A 20769-nucleotide genomic window follows, 5' to 3' on the forward strand; every position below is an offset into this window, starting at 1 on the left:
TAAAGGTATTGTCATGGCACATTTTACTGTCATTGGACTTGGGCGTTTTGGTATCGCGGCCAGTCTTGAACTGATCCATCTCGGACACACCGTGACGGGCGTTGATCGCGACCCAAAAATCGTTGAGAAATATGTCGAGGAGTTAACGCAAGCCATAATTTGCGACTCCACCGATGAAAATGCGCTACGTGAGTTAGATCTTGGCAACAGTGAAGCGGTATTGATAGCGATTGGGGAAGACATGCAGTCGAGTTTGCTTTGCACCTTGGCATTGAAAAATCTCGGTGTTAAAGAGATTTGGGTTAAGGCCAGTACCAAAGCACATCACACCATAGTGTCGAAACTTGGCGTTCAACGTATTATCCATCCAGAAGAGGAAATGGGCGTGCGTGTCGCTCAGGCACTAAACTACCCTATGGTGAATAACTACTTGTCCTTAGGTCATGGCTTGTATGTGGTTGAAATTCACATCAGAGCATCGTTACACGACACACCGATTGGACAAATTCTTGGTGATGCCAAAGGCAGTGTGCAAACGGTTCTTATCAAACGTGAACAAGACGTGCTCAATCAGATTGGTCATGATTTTGTCTTGAAAGCGAATGATATCATTCTGTTGTGCGGCACTCGCGCTGAGCTAAAATACCTCGCTCCAAGGTTGGTGTGACATGGTATTGTGGCACCCCTCTATCACGCCGATAGAACGGAAACCCAAGTCAGGAAAAAAAATAGTTGGTGCGCCGCCACTGATTTTAAGTGGCAGCTTTTTACTGCTTATCCTGGTGGGTACGGCATTACTCAAACTGCCAATTGCGGCTCATGAGCCTATCACTTGGATACAGAGTTTGTTCACGGCTACCTCAGCCGTAACGGTGACAGGGCTAGTGGTGGTTGATACAGGCACTCAGTTCACCTTATTTGGGCAAGTTGTCATCGCTTTACTCATTCAGTGTGGTGGCCTCGGACTCATGACCTTTGCCATTGTGACCTTGATTGCTTTGGGAGGGAAAATCGGCTTTTTAGAGCGTACCGTCGCAAGAGAAGCATTTAATCAAACCGACTCCTCAACGCTTGTTGCGACCGCTAAATCCGTGTTGATGTTTGCTCTGACCGTCGAACTGGTTGGGATGACCATATTGACCTGGTATTGGAGCGATGAGCTTGGCTGGGCAACCAGTTTATTTCACGGTTTTTTCTATACCATCAGTGCGTTTAATAATGCAGGGTTTGCCTTAAGTGCTGATAGCTTAATGCCTTATGTGGATGACCCCGTCGTTAACCTGACCATTACAGGACTATTTATCATTGGCGGGTTAGGCTTTTCGGTTTGGATGGATTTAAAGCGAAACCGTCGGTGGTCAAAGCTGACGGTTTATAGCCGCATGATGATAACGGGAACCGTGCTTATCAATGCCGTGGCAGTGATAGCCATCTACCTAATCGAGCGTGATAACCCCAACACCTTAGCGCCACTCAGCGAACTCGGTAAGTGGCTGGCTTCTTGGTTTCAGGCGGTAACCCCAAGAACCGCAGGCTTTAATACACTCGCGATTGACCAACTCGAAGATGCAACAACGGCAATTATTCTAGTGCTTATGTTCATTGGTGGTGGTTCGTTAAGTACCGCAAGTGGCATTAAAGTTGTCACCTTTATGGTATTGATTTTATCGACGTACGCTTACTTACGTCGTGATGAGCAAATCCATGTGTTTAAACGTGAAATCGCAAAAGAGACGATCAGCAAAGCTCTTGCACTGACGATGATTTCGGTTGTAGTGACGTGGTTAGCCATCTTTGCATTACTCTTGACGGAAAATGCCCCGATGATTGATGTCGTGTTTGAAGCGGTTTCTGCATTAGGTACGGTGGGGTTATCTCGTGGCTTAACAGGTCAGCTTTCCGCATCGGGTGAACTCATTATCATATTTATGATGTATATGGGAAGATTGGGACCATTAACCTTGGCGTACTTTTTAGCCAGCCCACGCCAGAAAAAACTGCGTTTTGCGGAGACAAAATTAGCCATTGGATGAGTTTTCAAGGCTAACACAAGGAAGTGAATGCAGGTTTAACGAACTAATAGCTAAAGCAATGTCATCAACAATAGTAAGCCTTATTTACGATGACTAGGGTATGACTATGTATTATTACTGGCGTATTTTAAGAAGGGCGCTTTGGGTTAAATTCAATTGTTCAAGAGGATTGCACCATGATCCTGATGGTAACGCACGGTACTGTTCTTACTGTGGTAAAAAGATATCTCACATATCGGCTTAAGTCGTAAACGTAGGAACAATACAGTTTGATATAAATATTGGGAATTCAGCGTAACTCACTTTAGTTCAATTGTGAGTTAGCGATTCAAAGTAAAATTCAAAGTAAAAGGGACCTGCCCATAACGATTTCGAATGTTGTAAACAACGCAATTGGTCGAGATTGACCACCCTTCGTTTCTATACAAGCAAAACCTTTAGATGAAAGAGCTTCGAAAGTATCAGTAACATCCTTGATACTACGCCCACTCATTTCAGCAAGGTCATCAAGACTGTTTGGCTTTTCGCGAGCAATCAAATTCAGTAGTTCAACATTTTCGTTAGACAACAGTTGTGAAAGAGCTGCCAGTGACTCAAACAAAAATTGAGGATAAGGTTCTTTAGACGTCACTTTTCCTTCTGCAATCCGAATCATGCGCTTACGAGCAAGCTCTTCTGATAGAATGCCGATTGTTGCTTTCATACCATCCTCACTCCTAATAGTCGCCATCTAGATCGACTGAACAGTCTCCAACGACCTCGCCCAATTCATCTTTCATTTCGTGAGAAGGAATAACTAATTTGTCTGTATGCTGCTCGATGTCTTTTTCGAGCAAGGCTAAAAAGCGAGCTACGCTCAGGTTTTCACAAGAAGGTTCTGTTAGCTCATTACTCTTATCTTCCTCACGTTCCATTGTTAGCTGCTCCCGTTTTTATTGACGCGATCACTTTTAACAAATCTGTAGCAATTGCTGGGCATTTGTCGTTCATAAAAACCATTACCTCATCACCAAACTTCATCGTTACGATACCGTTCTTATCGACACTTAGCAGAGCGAAAGACTGCTTCAAATCAAGAGTCGTGTTACTTCCATTGGTTGTGGTTTCAGCCATCTTTCCCTCACTGCTAACGAGTATGTTTACAAAATGGGCAATAATTGTTACCCGAGATGTTTACTTAATTGATCTGTTTAACTTTTCGACGATCTTAGTGGCATGTTGAAATATTGCGTCCTTTACTAGCGAAAACTCCTTTTCAGGAAATCGATTGTCTATAGAGCTAAGTGCGCTACTAAATTGAGCGAGAAAGGCAGAAAGGATTTCATGGCATTCAGCATTACTAATACCGAACTGAATAGCGGTTTGCTCTATGTGTCGTAAGCAAATTTTGTTGATATGGTATTTATATCCTTTGGATGCTTTTAGACCCATCGATAACTTTAGTTTTCTCTTATTTAATCCTTTAGGACCTACAGCAGGATATGCAGACAGTAAATCGTAGAATGGTGTGAGTTGATGGAATCCATTGGAATCAATATGCACCGAAAAATTTTTCAGATGCCCATCAGTTGCCCCAAGAAGGTACTGTAAAATCATAAACTTAAAAAAATCACGAGTATTTTCATGGCCTTTTGTAGAAGCAGTTAAAAAATCAGCAATCTTAGAAGTGCCCAGTTGGTTCTCCGATTGATACTTTTTATTTTCAGGAACGCCGAAAATCTGGCAAAAATCTTCTTGATGTCTACGAGACGCGACACTGCTACTAAAACATCTATCGAACCGCTCTACAGCTAAGGCTTTAGCTCCTGACGCGGTAGTAATTATCTCCACATTAGGTACATTAAAACCAAGCTTCTTGGCAATTTGAGCACAAATGAATTCATTCTCAACACTGCTTCTCATATCTAGCACTGAGTTATTTTGTGCAATCGCCCCCATCGAATACTTGATAATGTGGCTACTGATTGATTTTCCTTGTGGTACATACCACTTGTCATTCAACTTCATTAGCGTTGTTTTGGGTTGTGTCCCTGAAATACACGGACGGTAATCACCAAAAAAAGGAAGAAATGACTTACGCTGAGTAACGATTTCATCTAATTGGCTTATAGATAGTTCTCAATATTCCCATCCTACAACGGGAGGCTCCTTGCAGTCAGTGAACGAAATGCTTCCTGTACAGTCGTGTCCGATTTTAGAGAGTAAAGTGAGAGCATCGACAGATTGCACACCTATTGAGCGAGCAAGTTCTAATCGCTCACTCGTTAAGTCAGGAAGGAGGTTGTTTATAAAATTCAGTGCATTAAATGCTGAGCATTCTCCTCTTACGAGCGGTAGGCTTAACGAAATAGGGAAAGCTGAATCATATGCTAACCACTCATCAGAGTATGAAAATGATACGTTGGTCTTCGACTGTTGGACAAACTGCCCCACGAGCATGTTGTTGTTTGTAGCATGTGCGTAAAGTATAAGATTGTGCAAATTAGTTCCCACTTTCTACTGGGTGGGCTGTGTTTTTGTAGAAGGTAATTGCGTTTTCTACTGCCTGCATTTCGGCTTTGAGATCCAGTCTACGATTATCATACTCGGATATATACTCGTCTAAACACAGCCGAAGTTCTGAGTGTTGAGCACACAACCGATTGAAATGCTTCCATGTCCTTTTATGAAGAGAATAGGACTCTGACAGCTCTGACTGTCTATCTTGCAAAATCGTCAAAAGACTTTCTCTTTTGAAAGAAAGGCAGTTGGAGTCCTCACTGTAGTTGTCGTAATCCACGACCTCCCAGTCGATATGGTTAAACATAAAACCTTTGGAAAATTCTTCGTCACCATGCTTATCGAAACCGCACGAGAGCACTGCTCCGATCAACGACATTTCCTTCAATTTTTTTTCGACGTATTCATCTGATAAGTATTCTTTCTCATCACAGTCTATTGGAAAGGACTTTAAGTCATTGGCAGAGAAGTGTTCATTGTAATAAATGGCGAGAAATAACTCTTTTCTGATCTTTACCTTCATGTGTTCCAAAAACGGCCTTTATTGATGATTTTGAGGATTATAATCCGTGGAGTTATATGCCGCAAGTGTGTAATTGTTCAGCAAATTAATTTCATAAATAAAAAACATGAACAAGAAGATTGCAGCACTTGTGGGCAAACGCATTGCAAAAATGAGGAAAGCCAAAGGGTTAACTCAAGATAAACTCGCGTTGTTCGCAGAGATAGATAGAAGTTATGTGGGACGCATTGAGCGCGGTGAAGTTAATATCACAGTTGAGAAGTTGTATCAGATTGCGGAGACCTTGGGCTGTGATGTGAAGGAACTTCTGCCTTAGTGAGTTAGGTTTGTATGCAGTTCGGACTGAATCGATTGGAGTTTATTTTAGGGATAGGGCTGTTTTTCACAGCTATGTTGCGGAGAGTTCAATGACCACGAAAAATCATGGGGCAATCTCTTCCCTACTCTCTGCTTTTTGGCTACAGCGTATTAGCTAATAGAGTCAGCGAAGGAATCACTGACTCTAGGTTGAGTTCAAAACTCGAAGAATATATCAAGCGAAATAAGCGTCATAGTGTGGCTTATCATTCGTTTCAATAGCAGTGCAGATTATGTTCCAAATAGCCGCTAATTGTGGCTGTACGGCTTCAGGAAGTTGCGTACCAAGCTCCATCGACTTCGCATGGCATTTTTCATTCATGTACTCATACAAGGCGTTTGCCTTCACTTCTGCGTCATCAATACCTTTCAATAAATTAGGGGCAATATAATCTGTCCCTTGCTTTCTGAAATCATTCAGGTTAAACCTAAACGAAAAATACACTTCCATTATCTTTCTGACATACGATTGAACAGCAATAGCGTCACAGTTTTGTGGTTGGGTGACAGCTTCTTTGATTTTACTGATTAGATAAGCGTATTCAGACCTATGGTTCTTCAATAAATCAGGCAACTGGTCAATTTGCGAATGATCGCCTTTACGGTTAATTAAGAAGTACTGCGAACGTTTCTGATTGCCTTCATTTGCACGATAGTAAGACATCCACATCTTCACTAGATTGAAGAATTCAAAGTTATGCGTAGATATAAAAAGCTGTTCTACGTGGTCATGATTCAGCTTACTTTTAATGATCCCAAGAACGTTGTAAATGTGGTTTGAATCAAGGCTACAGATGGGGTCATCCAGATACACAATTGGCTTAACATCTTTCAGTTCTTCATCTTCAAGCTGCGTTATGAAATACGCAAAGGCAATAGCCGTACGTTCACCATCAGATAAGTGCTTGGCTTCTCGTTCTTCACGCATGAACTTGTAAGTGCCAGCAATCGGCTTAATTTCAATATCTGTCTTGCCAAAGTACTGTCTTAGGTTGTCATTAAGACTTTGGGCGCCTTGCTTAGTATTATTCAGTTCGGCTTTGATGACAGCGGCACGTGTATCCATAACAGTGATGTCAGCTTGCAATATTTTAGCGGCATCTTGAAATGCTTTTATATCTATTGCTGCTTTTGGGTGGTCGTAATCCTGCGTCTCTTGATAGACATAGTGACGCTTGATCGCTTCAATGGCTTGCCGCTGTTCAGTTGAATGATTAGAGGCTCTTTCGTTATGTGCTTTGATTTGTATATTGAATTTCTCAAGTAACTCTGTTGCATCTGGCAACGGATAATCTGAAGCACTGAAGGGGACATCTTCAGCCATGTGCTCTTTTTTATCGGTCAGCAAATCAATTAGTGATAGCTTTACAGCATCAAAAGATTCATTCAGTGGCTCAACTTCATTTCTAAGATCATCAAATCCTGCCTGTAAATCAGGATACAACTGGCTAGTTTTAGGAATACTGGAAATTAATGACTTTGCTTTTACCGAAGCAATAGCAGAATCAATTCGCTGACTTAAATCTTTGTATGCCTTTGAGAAGTATGTATTTAGTTCATCTAACCGTGCTGGATTAATAGGACTTTGACAGAACTGACAAGTCGTGTGACCTTCGTTACGTTCAATACCTTCTTCAACCCAGTCCCTTAATTTCTTGTCTGCATCTAATTCAGCAATGGTTATCTGTGTAACTGACGTACGCAAGATATCTTCGATTTCGTTGAAGATAGTTGTCATATCAGGAACAGTAATTACTGCTTTAGGCGCACTAGCAACGGCAGTGGCTTTTGCTGTATCTATGAACGCACCTAATTGCTCTGGCGTTAGTTTATGTTCAGCGGTTGCACCACTAAGCATTGATTTTACACTTGCTGCGTTGAAGGTCGATCTGCCAAGAATATTTAAGTCTGTGACATTGCGACCAACGGCTGCAAGTCGTATGTTCTTTTCTTTTTCTTTAAAAGTTGCTGATTTTAAATTGTTTTCGTATTCTTGTTCTTTGTCAGGAATAGCTGCTTCAAGTTCTTGAATTTCATTTTCTAAGTCGATATTGCGTTCACCAACAATCAAAACAGGGCTAACACTTGATTCATCAAAATTAACGTTCTTTGCTATGTAATCTGAATTGAATACACGTAGGTTCTCAACCTTTTTGATCGCGTTGCTTTTGATTGAAATGTTTTCATGCTGATCAATTTCAAACGAACCAGTTTCAAACCCTTCAGGCATTTCACCTAACTGCATCGCACGGAAGATTCTTGATAATGTTGTCTTCCCTGAATAGTTAAAGCCATAGAACAGATTGAATTGATAGAAAGGCTGACCAGCATTAGTCTTAGCACCCTTGAAAATACCGAAATTTTTTATCGATTTTATGTTTTTAAACATGCATATACCCCCCAGAAAAGACCAGGGTATTGTACTACGTGTTAAGCGCTTGCCAATGCAACTTATTTGATATATCGCTTATCGGTGAATAGCAATCGAGTTTGAAGATGAATCTCCCCAAACTCTACTTATTCGATATAGCCACATTCAACCACAATCCCTAACTCGGAACTGTCCCTACTCATACCAGGCTGATCACATTCACAGTTGGCACTTCGTAACTCAAAAGTGTCCAGAGGCTTGCTGATGGGGCATGAAGAGTTAGTGATTAAATACATAGTAAGGCTACTGAGGACACGCTTGTTGGGCAGTTGACGTTACTACGTCAGGCACGCGTTGTTAGTGCTCAAGCTGGTCGTAATAAGAAAAATTTCAAGCTCGCTGAAAGCTAGGCTGTGGGGTGTTAGTTAGTGCAGCGTGTAAAGAAAACGGTGGGGTAATGCTAGGGACTCCATTCCCTACAGGTTGTTGATTAGTCCAAGTTATTGTCTTTGCTTGGGTCTGGGCTTGATACTGGAGTTTTAACACCGTTGATTTCTCTTACGTGGTACTTGGAATATTCACCACTCTCAATCTTCTTAACGAACTGACTTCTAGTCATACTTTCGCCAGTGTAATTGTCACGAAACTTGGTATTTCTTCCGCTACTAGATTCTTGAGTAGTAGTTACACGCTTTCTTCCCATAATGTCACCTCTGGGTTGTTAATGTGATTTGCAAAATGCCTGTACATTCTACCAGTATTTAAGCGTGCTGTGTAATTTTTGTTCAATAAGATGGGGAGGCTTAATCACCTCCCTTTTTTATATTTGGGGCTTATGGCTTCTTGTATTTTGCCAGTAACTCATTCTTACGGGTTTCAATCTCTCTCATGATGATTGACTGGACGTTATGAATAACAGATGGTGGTGCGCCTTTGAGCTTTAGATTGACAAAGTTGATGCACAACTCTGGGTTAATCAACTTCCTTTTGTTGTAGTCACTAAACTCGTAAGAGACCCTGCATTCACCCGAATAGGATTTATGGTCAATAGTGTAGGTGGCGACTACCTTAGTCGCTTTAATGTAAGGGTGAATGTGCTTCCACTTCACCGTAATAATCTTTTCTAAATCACCTGATACGCGGAGTCTGTTGATGTCCTTCTCAAGAAGGTTGGTATCCTGCTTGAGGTGTTTTGTGTCCAAATCCTTATCTGGGGTGAAGCTGAAATCATCAATCTTCGTGTGGTAGAAGTCGTAACCAGTGTGCTGAGAAGCAAGAGAGTTCAAGAAATTAATCCTGTTCTCGTTAGTAAAGTCATCGAAGAGAACTCGACCGCCTTGCTTTGGCTCGTCAATCACACCATCTTCAATAAGGGACTTTTCTACGATAGAGATGACTTTATCCGCAACTTCTTTAGTTTCAGGTGATGAGTGATTCAATTTAACACTCATGCTTATGGCTTTGTTGTCATCTGAGCCTTTCTTGATTTCAACCGAACCCTTGAAGAACTTCTCTGATTCATACCAATCATCAAGGATGTCCTTACGGCAGACCTCGAAATCAAGTATGAGGGAGTTAGAACTTGTTCCGTCTAGGGATGTGAAGTCATTAAAGTCGGAAATCTGATAATTTACGTAATCATTGGATTGAAGGTCATCGGTATCCATTAACCCACTTACCAAATCAAGAAGGTCACTATCTTGCTTAACCTCATAGCTACGAAAGTTGACCTTATCTAGCTTCTCTTTGGTCTTGATACCGTTTAGTAACTCGTATGATTCTGCTGGACTAAGTAGTGACTTAATCAAGTTTGGTACAGTGTTAACCTTCTCAGAGGATGAACAGAATACACCACGTTCTCGCAGAATGTCATTGATTATCGTAGCGGTACACTTGGTTTGGCTAACTAAGCCTTTCAGGTTCTCACCCCACGGTATGAAATTGGTGTCAGCCATTAACTTCGCTCCTAAAGCTCTTGTTGTAGGTTCCAACGAATAGCTCGATTTCTGCTTCTGACTCAGAGGACATTTTGACCTCATCACGGATAGGGTCATGCTCTAGTGAGTTGTAGTTTTGGAAATAGATTTCATAATGGTTGGCAAACTCAGCACACAACTTACGTGCAAGTTTGTAGACAAGCACTAGAGATTCTTGTGTGAATGCAAAATCACATAGCATTACGAACTTCTTGCCTGAATCGGTTGATACAGATAGAGGAATGATTGGTGATGTGATGTACTCGACAGGCATTATAGGCGAGTGGTTTGTCTGGTTATTTGCTGCTACATTTAGTGATGTCGTTAAACAGAAGAACTCATAGGACGAGTATTTATTATTGATGAAATTCAGTGATTCATACAGGAAGTCTGCTCTTGCATTGTCAATCACATGGATGGTATTGAACTTCAAATCACCACCAATTCGACGCTTGGCTATGTCCTGCTTGATGTCGTCTTTTGTCCCACTGTTATCATTATTGATGTAAAATAGAACACCTACATCGTCCTTGCGAGAGCTGCCTTTGAACCCCTTGGTTAAATCTCTTTTAAGACGAGACTTGCCATAGCATTCCACGGTATGGGCTATGTCCCTGAAATGTGAACCAAAAGTTGTACTAACCTTATCATAAGGTTTAGACGAGTATTTTGTTGAAACCACTACACTTACGAGTGATTGCTTCTGCAATGGTGAATTATAGATAAAAAGCGAGTCAATCCCGTGGGTCTTTTTATTATGAGCAGGAGTACAACAAGGTAATTCCTTGTTTTTGCACATGTTCTTCCATCTAAACAAGATAAGGAAGTCATTGACAATCCCTTCGCCTACTTCACCAACATACTTTGAAAACTCACCCATAACATTACGCATCTTTGAATAATAGTCACATTATTCTATGTTATTTCAATGTATTAGACTATGGACCTGAATTAATTATGTGATGGTAATTCGTACGGTTGTTGCGGATAGAGAGAAAGAAGAAAATAAGCCCTTTCACCCTCTATCAACCAGAATGATCTGCACCAGCAAGTTTGGACACGTCGTTAAGCGACATTTTGATTTTCAAAATTAGATAGATCTTAGTTCAATGGATGAGTGAATTTGGCCATCAGATTAGAGTATTTTCAATACCGCTCTTAACCCTTTAAATGCAGCTAAATTAGCAAAGCCTCTATTAAGGTGTTGTCCAAAGGCTTATCAGCGGTGATCATCGCTAGCAATGTTTTGCCCCAAACGGTGTTACGTCAGTTGTTGAACACTAAAATGGTTTCTATTAGTTTCCCTCAATTTATCTAATAACAACTAATTCCAAGAACAAATTTTTGTCCCAATAGTATCCTTATGTGTCCTTTAAGCCACTTTTGAGCGTCTATCCTATTGCATAAAATGACTCCATTACAGCAAAACACAGCAATACTGGAGCACAATTATGAAAATCACACAAATTCGCAATGCAACACAAGTCATCGATTATGCAGGTAAAACATTCCTTATTGACCCAATGTTAGCGCCAAAAGGCACTTACCCTGGATTTGAAGGAACAGCAAATTCACACTTACGCAATCCAACAGTTGAATTGCCTCTGCCTCTTGAAAGCATCATCAATGTGGACGCTGTTCTTCTAACTCATACTCACCCAGACCACTGGGATGAAACAGCGGTGAATGCGATACCTAAAGATAAATTGATTTTTGTACAGCACGAAGGTGATGAAACTATTCTTCTATCACAAGGTTTTACCAACGTTAAAATCTTCTCTGAAGAGACTGAATATCACGGTATTTCATTTACACGTACAGTCTGCCAGCATGGCTCTGATGCAGCATTCCAACATGATCAAATGGCTGAAATTTTGGGTGAAGTGACAGGCGTGATTTTTTCCCATGCCGATGAAGAAAAGTTATATGTGGTTGGTGATACGATTTGGATTCCAAGTGTAGAAGAAACCATGAAAAAAGAACAACCAGGTGTCGTTATTCTCAATACAGGTTGGGCGCATGTACTGGGCTTTGGTCCTATTATTATGGGTAAAGAAGATGTACTCAAAACACACCAAGTGCTACCTAAAGCGAAAATCGTTGCGACTCATATGGGGGCGGTTAACCATGTATTGGTGACTACTCAAGAAATGCGCGAATACGCAGCTGCAAATATGATTAGCGATTTTGTGTTTGTTCCAGAAGATGGTGAAACAGTGATAATCTAGTTTTGATGTCATAAAGCAAACCTATGGCCTGCGTTTATGAACCGCACAGAGTAGCGTACTAACATTGCTCTGTGCATTTTACTTTGGAAACGAACTATGTATCTCAATGAAAACCATAAAATTCCTTCCGTTGCTGTTGTTGTTTTCAATCGCTTTAGCCCGTTTCATATTTCTGTCCCTAGCATTGTGTTTGGAAGAGATACCCTTAATGAAGCTTTTTTCGAGCTTAAATTTGTCGCTGGAGAGGAAGGACCGATTTTATCTGATATCGGTATGGAAATTCATACAGAGGCGCAGCTTGATTTCCTAGAGTATTGCGACATCATCGTTGTACCTTATTGGAGAACAATTGACGAGCGCCCTAATGAAAAGTTGCTCAATGCTCTCTGTCGTGCTCATGCCCGAGGCGCATTGGTTGTCGGTTTATGTCTTGGTGGTTATGTTCTCGCTTATGCTGGCTTATTAGCGGGGAAACGAGCTGCGACACATTGGGAATTAGAACAGGATTTTAGTCAACGCTTTCCAGAAATTTCGCTCGATACGAATGCCTTATATGTTGAAGATAGCGGGGTGATAACCTCAGCAGGTACTGCCGCAGGTATCGATTGCTGTCTGTATGTTTTCCGAAAATACTACAGCAGTACGATTGCGAACCGAGTAGCAAGAAGAATGGTTGTGCCTCCATACAGAGATGGTGGGCAAGCTCAGTTTATCGATCAACCTATACCTGTGACGACATCTGATTCACGTATCAATGCATTAATGGACAATATCAGGCGTGATATCAATCAAAAATATTCACTGGATGAGCTAGCAGATTCAGTGATGATGTCCCGCCGAACTTTTACGAGAAAATTTAATAGAGCTACAGGTATGTCATTTGGAGAATGGCTGACGGCTGAGCGACTAAACTTGGCTCAGGATCTACTTGAATCTACAGATTTGTCTATTGAACAGATTGTCGCAAAAACAGGGTTTAGCTCAATTCTCATTTTCAGAGATAAATTTAAAGAGCGTTATGAGGTAACCCCTAACCGATGGAGGAAAACGTTCCACCAACAGCCTTAGATAAATATTCAGCGTTCCAACTAAGGTTTGCCATACATTTCCTCATGTCAATTCCGATTATTAGAGAGGTTAGCGTAGCTCATTAATGTATGGTACGCCCCGTTTTGCAAGTGAAAAATTCAAATAACGGAGTTGGTTTGCGCTAATGTATTCAGAGTCTAATTGGGGACACCTACATGCTACATAGCCCCAGCTCTACGATGAGATCCGCGCCAGATTGTCCTCAAAAATGAGAAAGCGTTCTATGTCGCTGTTCTGTCCACAAGGTCTTCAATCTGGTGGTCTAACCGTTTTGTCATCTTTCATTTTCATATGCAAACTTGATTTATACTCTTATTTCAAATGGTTTCTTCGTAGCCATAACAGACCAAGCTATCCTCGCTAACTTATTGGCTAAAGCTACTAAAGCAACATTAAAAGGCTTTCGAAGTTTTAAGTCTGTAAGCCACGAGCCAAAGTATCTCTGAGCAGTTTCATCTCGCCATAAAACAGCCCTAGCTGCATGGATAAAAAGCTCACGAAGTTCTTTGTTACCTCGCTTGGATATCCCTAGCATTCTTGGCTTTCCACCTGTTGAATATTGAAATGGTACTAACCCTAGCCAAGCTGCAAAGTTACGGCCATTGGAAAAGTCTTTAGGGTCGGAGACGGAAGACAGGCAACAAGAAGCTGTCATAGGTCCAATGCCTGGTACGGTTTGTAATATAGTAAATAACTCATTGTCACGATTAAGAGTTTCCAGCTTCTTATCTTGCTCTTTAATTTTGTCATTAAGATCATTGTAATGACTAAGCTGATCTCGTAACTCAAAGACTAGTAAAGAAGGAACTGGCTGCCCTGTATCTGCCAACCATTGAAAAAGACGCTTCATATTCGCATGCCCGCGTGGAAAGCTGAAGCCAAACTCAGTAAGGATAGAACCAATACGGTTCATCGTTGCCGTTCGCTCTCGAATATAGCCTGTTCTAATCCTGCGAATAACTACTCCTAATTGTGCTTGTTCAGTTTTCGGTGAAACAAAGCGCATTCTTGGTCTGGTCGCAGCTTCGGCTATAGCATCTGCATCAATAAAATCATTCTTATGACTCTTCACATATGGCTTAACATATTGAGGGGGAATCAGCTTAACTTGATGCCCATATTCTTGGCATTTTCTTGCAAGCCAGTGAGCACCACAGCAAGCCTCCATTGCTATCAATGTTGGTTCATGCACAGAGATAAACTGTAGTAATTTACTTCTAGATAATTTGTGCCGATATTGTTCACGACCACTATAGTCGTGGCCAACTAGATGAAAAGTAGATTTACCTAAATCGATTCCAATAACTTTGATTGCCGACATGATGGCACCTCCCATATTCAGCGACATAGCTGAGTGTAGTGCAGGTGTGGGGCGTACCATCTTATTGTCCAAAAGCGATTTTGGTGGCATAAGGGACAGTCTGTACGACTAGGTCACGCTTCACCACCATAGGTGTCAGATTGTGTATAAGTCAGTACAACTTAGCAATTTAATTGTATAGCCAGAGAGTTTTTGATATCAGCGATAAAACGCTTCGACTTCTCTACTAACATAGGCTTTGTACTATTTTCAATGACTTGCTGGTGAAGCTCTATCCTTCTTTGCCAGTAGGCTTCACGACGATCATCAATCCCAAGGTTAGGGCATCCAGCGCAACGAGACTCCTCCCTTAGAGCTTCATCAATTTCACCATTGGAGTCGAGGCACTTTGAATGACACTTTGTATCTTTAGTGAAAACACAATACCCGTCAGCATGAACAACTATAGTTATTTCACCTGAGTTTATAAGGTCATCAATGAAGTGAGCAATTTCCGTTGGATTGAGTATTTTAGATTTTACTTGGATGATGCGGCTATATCGCTCCAAGGTCTTAGATGCTCCTCCTGAAACTTTAATCTTTTGGGAGAATGCTCTATTCAGAATATCAAACGCTATTTTTTGATGAGCATCAGGCATAAACTCCCAGATATCTTCATCATCCGTATATCTCTTGGTGAAAATTTCATTGTTATGTTTCAGCATCTTAGAAAGTTCGTGCAGATCCCCAACTTCATAGCGCCAGCCCCAGATCATAGCGTAAGCACGGCGAAACATATGAGGTCTAAGAGGAATATCGAAACCACACGATTTTCCAAAATACGTCAAGAGAGAATACATCGGTCTGCTCGATAAATAGTAGTGCTTCTGATTGTGACCTGAAACACAATGTGCCATGGGTAACTTTAGAAGAACTTTCGAAGTACCAGCAACACTCCTAGTGTATTTTGTAATTTCCATGATCACACCGAAAGCATCTTTAACTTCTTGAATAACAGCAACTTCGGTTTTTTTACCTGAAATAGAACCTGAAGTTTTTTTCTCTACCCCAACTAAAATATCTAACTCAGATTCAAGTAAATCGACAACATCAGATTCATCCCTTAAAGCTGCTTCGTGCTTCCTCTCAGCGGTCAGCAAAAAACACACGACTAGTGCTGCGCCGTACAACTCACGAATCCTTTTAATCAATACACCTGAACTCTCCCCTGTTCGTCTTTTGAATTTATCAGCGACACCCCTATCTAATTCTTCTCCAGTCCCTCTAATTCCCATGTAGATATCTAAGAGGTACAAGTCTTTTTTTGAATTAGAAACTCTCTTAATCGCCTCATTTAATAGGTAAAAAGTTTCTCTAGGCACTAACGTTTTAGTATGTCCATTTGCCTTTCCGTTAGTTTTGGCCCATTGTGTTTTATTCGTTGAGGAGAACGGATCAAACTTTAATGGCTGCTTGATTCCACCTCGGAGTAAGTACAAATCGTGGAGAGGGGTTACAGCGGATTCCAAAGTGGAGGAGCTAAGCTCACGCTCTATCAGAGCCTGTTTGTAAGCATTGATATCATCAAGAGAGATATCTTCCACAAGACTACAATTTCGCTTGATATAGAGGAAGCGAGCTAGGCTTCTTAAATGTCGGGCATATCCCGCTAGCGATCCTGTTTTAAGTTTGCACCTATCTTCCCTGTTCATTTTTGCAACACAGACATCTTTACATACGTCAACCCAGTAACTCCAACCACTCATGTTTTCTAGGTCATCATAAAACCATTGAACTGTGTACTTAGATGGCTCTTCGGATTCAATGTGGGGCTTTAGCCTCCAAGTGTTTTCAGAATATCCACTCAAAAGCCAGTCAAATGAACCACCCTCACTGTGGTTAATGCCACCCAATTGATTTGCAAAAACATTATCCAGATGACTTTCAGAGAGCAACTCTCTCTCGGATTCATCCAAAACAACTTTTTCAAATTCGTTAACTGCCATTCTGCCCTCTATGATAACGGTGGTAATGTAATACCTGCCGCTTTCTCAGCAGCAATTTTTAACTCAGCTTTGGAAACAAGAGACAACATACTTCTGTATTTTGCTAATCTAGGGAGCCAATAGATACTCCATCGTTTAGGGTTGTTGAACTTCAATTCTTCTTCATAGTCAGATATTTGTTTTTCCCAAGCTACCCACTCAGAGATAATTTCAACATCGTGAAACCAAAAACGTTGAGCATCGCAGTTTAGCCACTCATCAACTCCGTCTGACGACACATCCCACAAATCATTTTCTGATTTTGATTTATCTGACTTCAATTTTGATTCTTGCGAAGTAGCATTGTCAACCAGATACTGCATGAAATTCTTTTGCTTAGTTTTTAAGATTGTCTGCGTGTAAACCCTTTCTGTATACAGATCTGTTGTTGATGAGAAGCTATGGTTTAGAATCCTCTGAATCATAGCTGAAGATTCGCCAGATAATTTTAAAATCAGCGCGTTGGTTGGTCGAAAGTTTTCCCCAGTTGCATTACTTAGTTCTTTAAGGATAGGGTGCTTTACAGATGTGTCGCTAATGAAATCTCGAACTAGATCGGTCACGGTTGAAACGTGCGGTGCTGTTAAGGTTGCAGTTTCCTCTGCCTTTGTTACTGATGCAGTGGCCGTATACTGAACAAAAAGGGGCGGTTTTTCCATTCTAAGAACTTCACGGCCAAACTCACCTGCATCGAGTAAGAAGTTCTTTACTCTTTCTACATACCTAACACAGGCAGCAATAATTTCATCATCAGCGTTGAAAGACTTATCAAGTGGTTTCCCTCTGAATTTATCTAGAATAACCCTGACCATTCCCTTTTCTTCAGCGGGAACAAATGAACCTAAATGTGCATATTGGGCAACAGTATCAACATTAGGACTTAAATCGATATACGAAAGTAAACCTACGATAAACGGCAACACAGACCTAGTAGTGGGGAAGAGCGAAGCTCGTACTCGTGAAGGAACCCAACCTCTGCGTTTCAGATAATCTGTTACAGCAGTTGGCCATTGAGTAGAGTCGGGAAGTATTCTCCCTCGCTGTACATATAAAATGGCAATAGCGTGCTCAATAGTCCTCAAATCGAAACGAGGGTTTTGGTAGCTAAAGTCCTCAAGGTCACGATACTCACTCAACTGCTTTTCAGAAAGCCCCTTGGCGAATGCAAGTAGTTTTGCATCCTCTATTTCGACAGGTTCCCCCTTAAATAATCGTTTAACCCTAGAGCTGACCTTATTCCAACCTATTGACCTAAAATAACTTTCTAATTTTGACGGCCAATATTTAGTAGATGGAATGGCCGTACCAAATTTAGCATATAAGGTTGCAATTGCCTCTTGAGCAGTCCGCTCTCTGAAAAAAGCAGAATCATTAATTCCATCAACACTTTGATAAAAAGCGACATGCTCTGTAGTAAGTTGGTCGATAATCGACTGAACAAAATCCCAGTCACTTTCTAGCTTAGAAATTGCGGATAGAGACTCTCTATGTATAGTATCTATACACTCCAGAGCAAAAGAGTATGCCCGAGCATCCCGCAAATCAATCTCAAAAGCTTCCGCGACCTTTTTGATATCTTCTCCATCAAAATTACTGTCATCCTCTACGTAGTGTCTTGCAAGCTCAGGAAATGACTTTTTGGAGTTTTTAGCAATCTTAGATGAGTCGAAGCCTGCGGGAACTTTCATCTCATCAGGTAGAACATTATTCTCTTTAAGATACTCAATGAATTTTTTAATGGTCGAATATTTCTGATACTTAGTCGTGTAAAGAATAGAAGGATTAGAACTAAGTTCATCAATATATGCATCCAAACTTGCAGTGTTGACTACTCCAGAAAATCCAAGAGTAAACCTTAAATAACTTAAAACCTCGTTTGATTCACCTCTTGCCGAAGTAGGCCGCTTACCTCGTACAAAGAGATTTAAGCTACGGATTATCTTCTCTCCATCATGCAAATCCATGAGATCTAAGCATGGAATCGTGCTTGTATCCTTACCTAGGTATACTTCAAAACGACCAGATGGTGATATCGGCGTTACTGTTGCTTTCTTTTTGGGACCAACCTTACGGCGTTGCAGTTTTCTTGTCGCCATTAGATATCCTCATGGAACCTTGAAACTGTGTATGTTTCAAGCATATCTTCATGTTGGTGTCTAGTAGACTGTTTAGCTATCCTTTCTGGGTTTTTCACGCCTTTATTATCCAAGCCCTGGAGCACGTCTGTCGCATGGCGGTGTCTAAGACCATGCGTCCACACAACTTGGTCTTCAGCTAATTCACCAACCTCTACAGCCTTCAAAAATGCTTTTCGTATTTTGTTAGAAAAGGTTCGGGAGTGTATTTTTATTCCCGTCGTTTGAGATGGGAATAAAATGCCAGAATCAACAAATGGGATACGCTGTTCTTTTGCTTTACTCTTAACTTGAGAAAGAACCCGCTCTCTGTCAATCTCCACGAAATCCCATGTCTTTTTAATCAAAAGCGTACTCACAGGCACCCTTTTAGGCTTACTCCCTTTTGAAATAACAATGTTTATAAATACATTTTGCTCATTAATATAGGCATCTTCAGCCGACTTCTTGGATGGTAATTGGCTGATAGTCAGCGAACAAACTTCATGCGCCCGAAGACCAATCCCAACACACCAATCAATCATTAATTCATCACGTACACAGAGTTCACCACTTTTGACTTGTAGGTTAGCTTTAACTGCATCAATCCAGTCCATTCTAGGTGCTGTGCGCCTTGGCGATTTTTCCTTTGAGAGTTTTTTGGCTAGAGGGAGTATTGTTTGATCGCCTTTTTTTGAACTAGAAGTATTCAACTTAATACGGTTATCTTCACCAATACCAATAAGGTTGATGGTATAGCCTGAGGTTTGCGTCCATTTCAAGTAACCAACCACAGTGCTTAAAAGGCTGCCAACATAGTTTTTCTTATTATCAGACTCAGATTCATATCGACTGATTAATTCGGCAGAATATGCCTCTATCCAATTATCATCAATTTCATCCCACTCTCAATATTCGGGATCTTCACAAGTAAGCCCATCGTTTTCAACTTCAAGCTGAGATAGAAAATCCGCTATATGTTGCGCATATGTGAATAATGTTGTTGCTTGGACTGAAGTTCTTTTATGGAGGAAGAACTCTAATGAGAGGATATGAACCTTGAGATTATTTGTGATGATGAGAGGGAATTTATCTAACTTCGAACCATTAATTTCTAGCTTGGTCGTGCAGCGGATATGTGCCATTGACCTCTCCCTCTCTATCCAATGACCTATTATTGAGAGATTAAGTCTAGGCTATAGCAATCTATTTGTATATAGTATTTTCGTATAGTAGATTAGTGATGATTAAAAATAACTTTGTTAATTCCACGGCTGGCCATGATGTGCTCCGTTTGACTCTGGATATATAAAATTTTAGCGCATTAGAATAGCACGCTTTAATGTTTTGATTAAAGTCTAATACCACGGGTTCGATTGAGTTCACCTCTAGAACCCCAATCGCTATTCAACTTTCACATGTAGCATTTTTGACACGCTTTACAGACATCGTTTCCTGAAGCTTTGAATTGGAACGCATTTATTCATCAAAACTATGGTTATAACCCGCCTTTAATGCCAATTTATGGTCTTTATTGACTGTCAGGAGATTGAAACACGTGAGAAAGTCGGCTTACGCAAGAAAGCTATTTCTGATCAGTATGGAAGATAACGCGGACAAAAAAGTCGCGATATTCGAGAAGTACATTGACATGAGTATTCCGGTGATCTCGGCAGACGCATTAATGGAAGCCAAACCACTGCACCGCAACAAAATCCTCCTTATTGACTTCAGTGAACATAAATCCCTCGTTCAATCGATAAAAAACCTGCCGCTGGTGTGGAAAAATTTTGAAACGGTTATTTTTAATGTCCCAAAGCGTCTAACCACTGACGAGTTACTGGCGTTTGGACAACTCAAAGGACTCTTCTATACTGAGGACTCTCTAGAGCAAGTTGGTGAAGGTTTAAAAGGGATTGTTAACGGTCAAAACTGGTTACCACGCAATGTGACTAGCCAGCTTTTACATTATTATCGTAATGTCATTAACACGCATACTGCGCCTGCGACGGTGGACCTTACCATTAGAGAATTACAAGTGTTACGTTGCTTACAAGCCGGCGCTTCGAATAGCCGAATGGCGGAAGAGTTGTTTGTCAGTGAATTTACGATCAAATCTCACTTGTATCAGATATTCAAAAAACTGTCGGTTAAGAATCGCGTACAAGCCATTGCTTGGGCAGATCAAAATTTGATGTCTTAACGCTATGCCGGCGACTCTGGTCGCTAATTTG

Annotated in this window: 19 protein-coding genes and 1 pseudogene; 6 read left to right on the forward strand and 14 right to left on the reverse strand. The window is 40.9% G+C overall.

What is annotated here, in order from left to right:
• The first annotated feature begins 13 nt into the window (after positions 1-13).
• Both AC3D28_RS09475 and AC3D28_RS09480 read left to right on the forward strand, forming a co-directional pair.
• Entirely contained in the window at positions 14-667 is a 654-nt protein-coding gene (locus tag AC3D28_RS09475) for a potassium channel family protein (RefSeq protein WP_025787165.1), read from the forward strand.
• A gap of 1 nt (position 668) precedes the next feature.
• Positions 669-2033 carry a TrkH family potassium uptake protein gene (locus AC3D28_RS09480; RefSeq protein ID WP_114323967.1) on the forward strand — a complete coding sequence of 455 codons (1365 nt, stop codon included), beginning with the start codon at positions 669-671 and terminating at the stop codon, positions 2031-2033.
• A gap of 340 nt (positions 2034-2373) precedes the next feature.
• Here the strand turns inward: AC3D28_RS09480 and AC3D28_RS09485 are convergent, their stop codons facing one another.
• The 5 genes and pseudogenes from AC3D28_RS09485 to AC3D28_RS09505 form a co-directional block, all read right to left on the reverse strand.
• Positions 2374-2736 (reverse strand): HVO_A0114 family putative DNA-binding protein, encoded by a 363-nt coding sequence (locus AC3D28_RS09485; protein ID WP_114323966.1) that lies wholly within the window; start codon positions 2734-2736, stop codon positions 2374-2376.
• A gap of 13 nt (positions 2737-2749) precedes the next feature.
• Positions 2750-2947 (reverse strand): hypothetical protein, encoded by a 198-nt coding sequence (locus tag AC3D28_RS09490; protein ID WP_114323965.1) that lies wholly within the window; start codon positions 2945-2947, stop codon positions 2750-2752.
• Entirely contained in the window at positions 2937-3146 is a 210-nt protein-coding gene (locus tag AC3D28_RS09495; protein WP_114323964.1) for a hypothetical protein, read from the reverse strand. The genes AC3D28_RS09490 and AC3D28_RS09495 overlap by 11 nt, the downstream gene beginning before the upstream one ends.
• 60 nt (positions 3147-3206) lie before the next feature.
• A pseudogene (locus AC3D28_RS09500) lies at positions 3207-4514 on the reverse strand (HipA domain-containing protein).
• 1 nt (position 4515) lies between these two features.
• Positions 4516-5055: a hypothetical protein gene (locus tag AC3D28_RS09505; protein ID WP_114323962.1), complete on the reverse strand. Its 540-nt coding sequence runs from the start codon at positions 5053-5055 to the stop codon at positions 4516-4518.
• 106 nt (positions 5056-5161) lie between these two features.
• On the opposite strand from AC3D28_RS09505, the gene AC3D28_RS09510 reads away from it, so the two are divergent.
• The gene (locus AC3D28_RS09510) at positions 5162-5371 is read left to right on the forward strand and encodes a helix-turn-helix domain-containing protein (RefSeq protein ID WP_047690150.1); all 210 of its coding nucleotides are present in this window, start codon (positions 5162-5164) and stop codon (positions 5369-5371) included.
• A 216-nt stretch (positions 5372-5587) separates the two neighbouring features.
• Here the strand turns inward: AC3D28_RS09510 and AC3D28_RS09515 are convergent, their stop codons facing one another.
• From AC3D28_RS09515 to gapS4a, 4 genes are all read right to left on the reverse strand, one after another.
• The gene (locus tag AC3D28_RS09515; RefSeq protein ID WP_114323961.1) at positions 5588-7801 is read right to left on the reverse strand and encodes an AAA family ATPase; all 2214 of its coding nucleotides are present in this window, start codon (positions 7799-7801) and stop codon (positions 5588-5590) included.
• A gap of 472 nt (positions 7802-8273) precedes the next feature.
• A complete protein-coding gene (locus AC3D28_RS09520) occupies positions 8274-8402 on the reverse strand; it encodes a hypothetical protein (protein ID WP_488534623.1) in 129 nt (42 codons plus the stop codon).
• Between the two features lie 214 nt (positions 8403-8616).
• Positions 8617-9738, reverse strand: a complete 1122-nt coding sequence (gapS4b, locus tag AC3D28_RS09525; RefSeq protein WP_053321080.1) for a GapS4b family protein — start codon at positions 9736-9738, stop codon at positions 8617-8619.
• Positions 9731-10651, reverse strand: a complete 921-nt coding sequence (gene gapS4a, locus AC3D28_RS09530) for a GapS4a family protein (RefSeq protein ID WP_431193012.1) — start codon at positions 10649-10651, stop codon at positions 9731-9733. Before gapS4a ends, gapS4b begins: the two co-directional genes overlap by 8 nt.
• Before the next feature lie 559 nt (positions 10652-11210).
• On the opposite strand from gapS4a, the gene AC3D28_RS09535 reads away from it, so the two are divergent.
• A complete protein-coding gene (locus tag AC3D28_RS09535; RefSeq protein ID WP_031817663.1) occupies positions 11211-11987 on the forward strand; it encodes an MBL fold metallo-hydrolase in 777 nt (258 codons plus the stop codon).
• 96 nt (positions 11988-12083) lie between these two features.
• Positions 12084-13055, forward strand: coding sequence for a GlxA family transcriptional regulator (locus AC3D28_RS09540; RefSeq protein WP_114323959.1), 972 nt, complete (start codon positions 12084-12086; stop codon positions 13053-13055).
• A 325-nt stretch (positions 13056-13380) separates the two neighbouring features.
• Here AC3D28_RS09540 and AC3D28_RS09545 read toward each other — a convergent pair whose 3' ends face one another.
• From AC3D28_RS09545 to AC3D28_RS09565, 5 genes are all read right to left on the reverse strand, one after another.
• The gene (locus AC3D28_RS09545) at positions 13381-14397 is read right to left on the reverse strand and encodes an IS110 family RNA-guided transposase (protein WP_025612881.1); all 1017 of its coding nucleotides are present in this window, start codon (positions 14395-14397) and stop codon (positions 13381-13383) included.
• Positions 14398-14558: 161 nt separating this feature from the next.
• Positions 14559-16382 (reverse strand): site-specific integrase, encoded by a 1824-nt coding sequence (locus AC3D28_RS09550; protein WP_114323958.1) that lies wholly within the window; start codon positions 16380-16382, stop codon positions 14559-14561.
• Between the two features lie 8 nt (positions 16383-16390).
• Positions 16391-18517: a hypothetical protein gene (locus AC3D28_RS09555; protein WP_114323957.1), complete on the reverse strand. Its 2127-nt coding sequence runs from the start codon at positions 18515-18517 to the stop codon at positions 16391-16393.
• Complete coding sequence (locus AC3D28_RS09560) at positions 18517-19317, reverse strand: tyrosine-type recombinase/integrase (RefSeq protein ID WP_488534624.1); 801 nt, start codon at positions 19315-19317, stop codon at positions 18517-18519. Before AC3D28_RS09560 ends, AC3D28_RS09555 begins: the two co-directional genes overlap by 1 nt.
• Before the next feature lie 126 nt (positions 19318-19443).
• Complete coding sequence (locus AC3D28_RS09565; protein WP_488534625.1) at positions 19444-19680, reverse strand: hypothetical protein; 237 nt, start codon at positions 19678-19680, stop codon at positions 19444-19446.
• 413 nt (positions 19681-20093) lie between these two features.
• Between AC3D28_RS09565 and AC3D28_RS09570 the strand changes: the two genes are divergently transcribed.
• The gene (locus AC3D28_RS09570) at positions 20094-20738 is read left to right on the forward strand and encodes a LuxR C-terminal-related transcriptional regulator (protein ID WP_098414682.1); all 645 of its coding nucleotides are present in this window, start codon (positions 20094-20096) and stop codon (positions 20736-20738) included.
• Positions 20739-20769 lie beyond the last annotated feature (31 nt).

It is taken from the genome of Vibrio sp. TAP-3B (assembly GCF_057784735.1).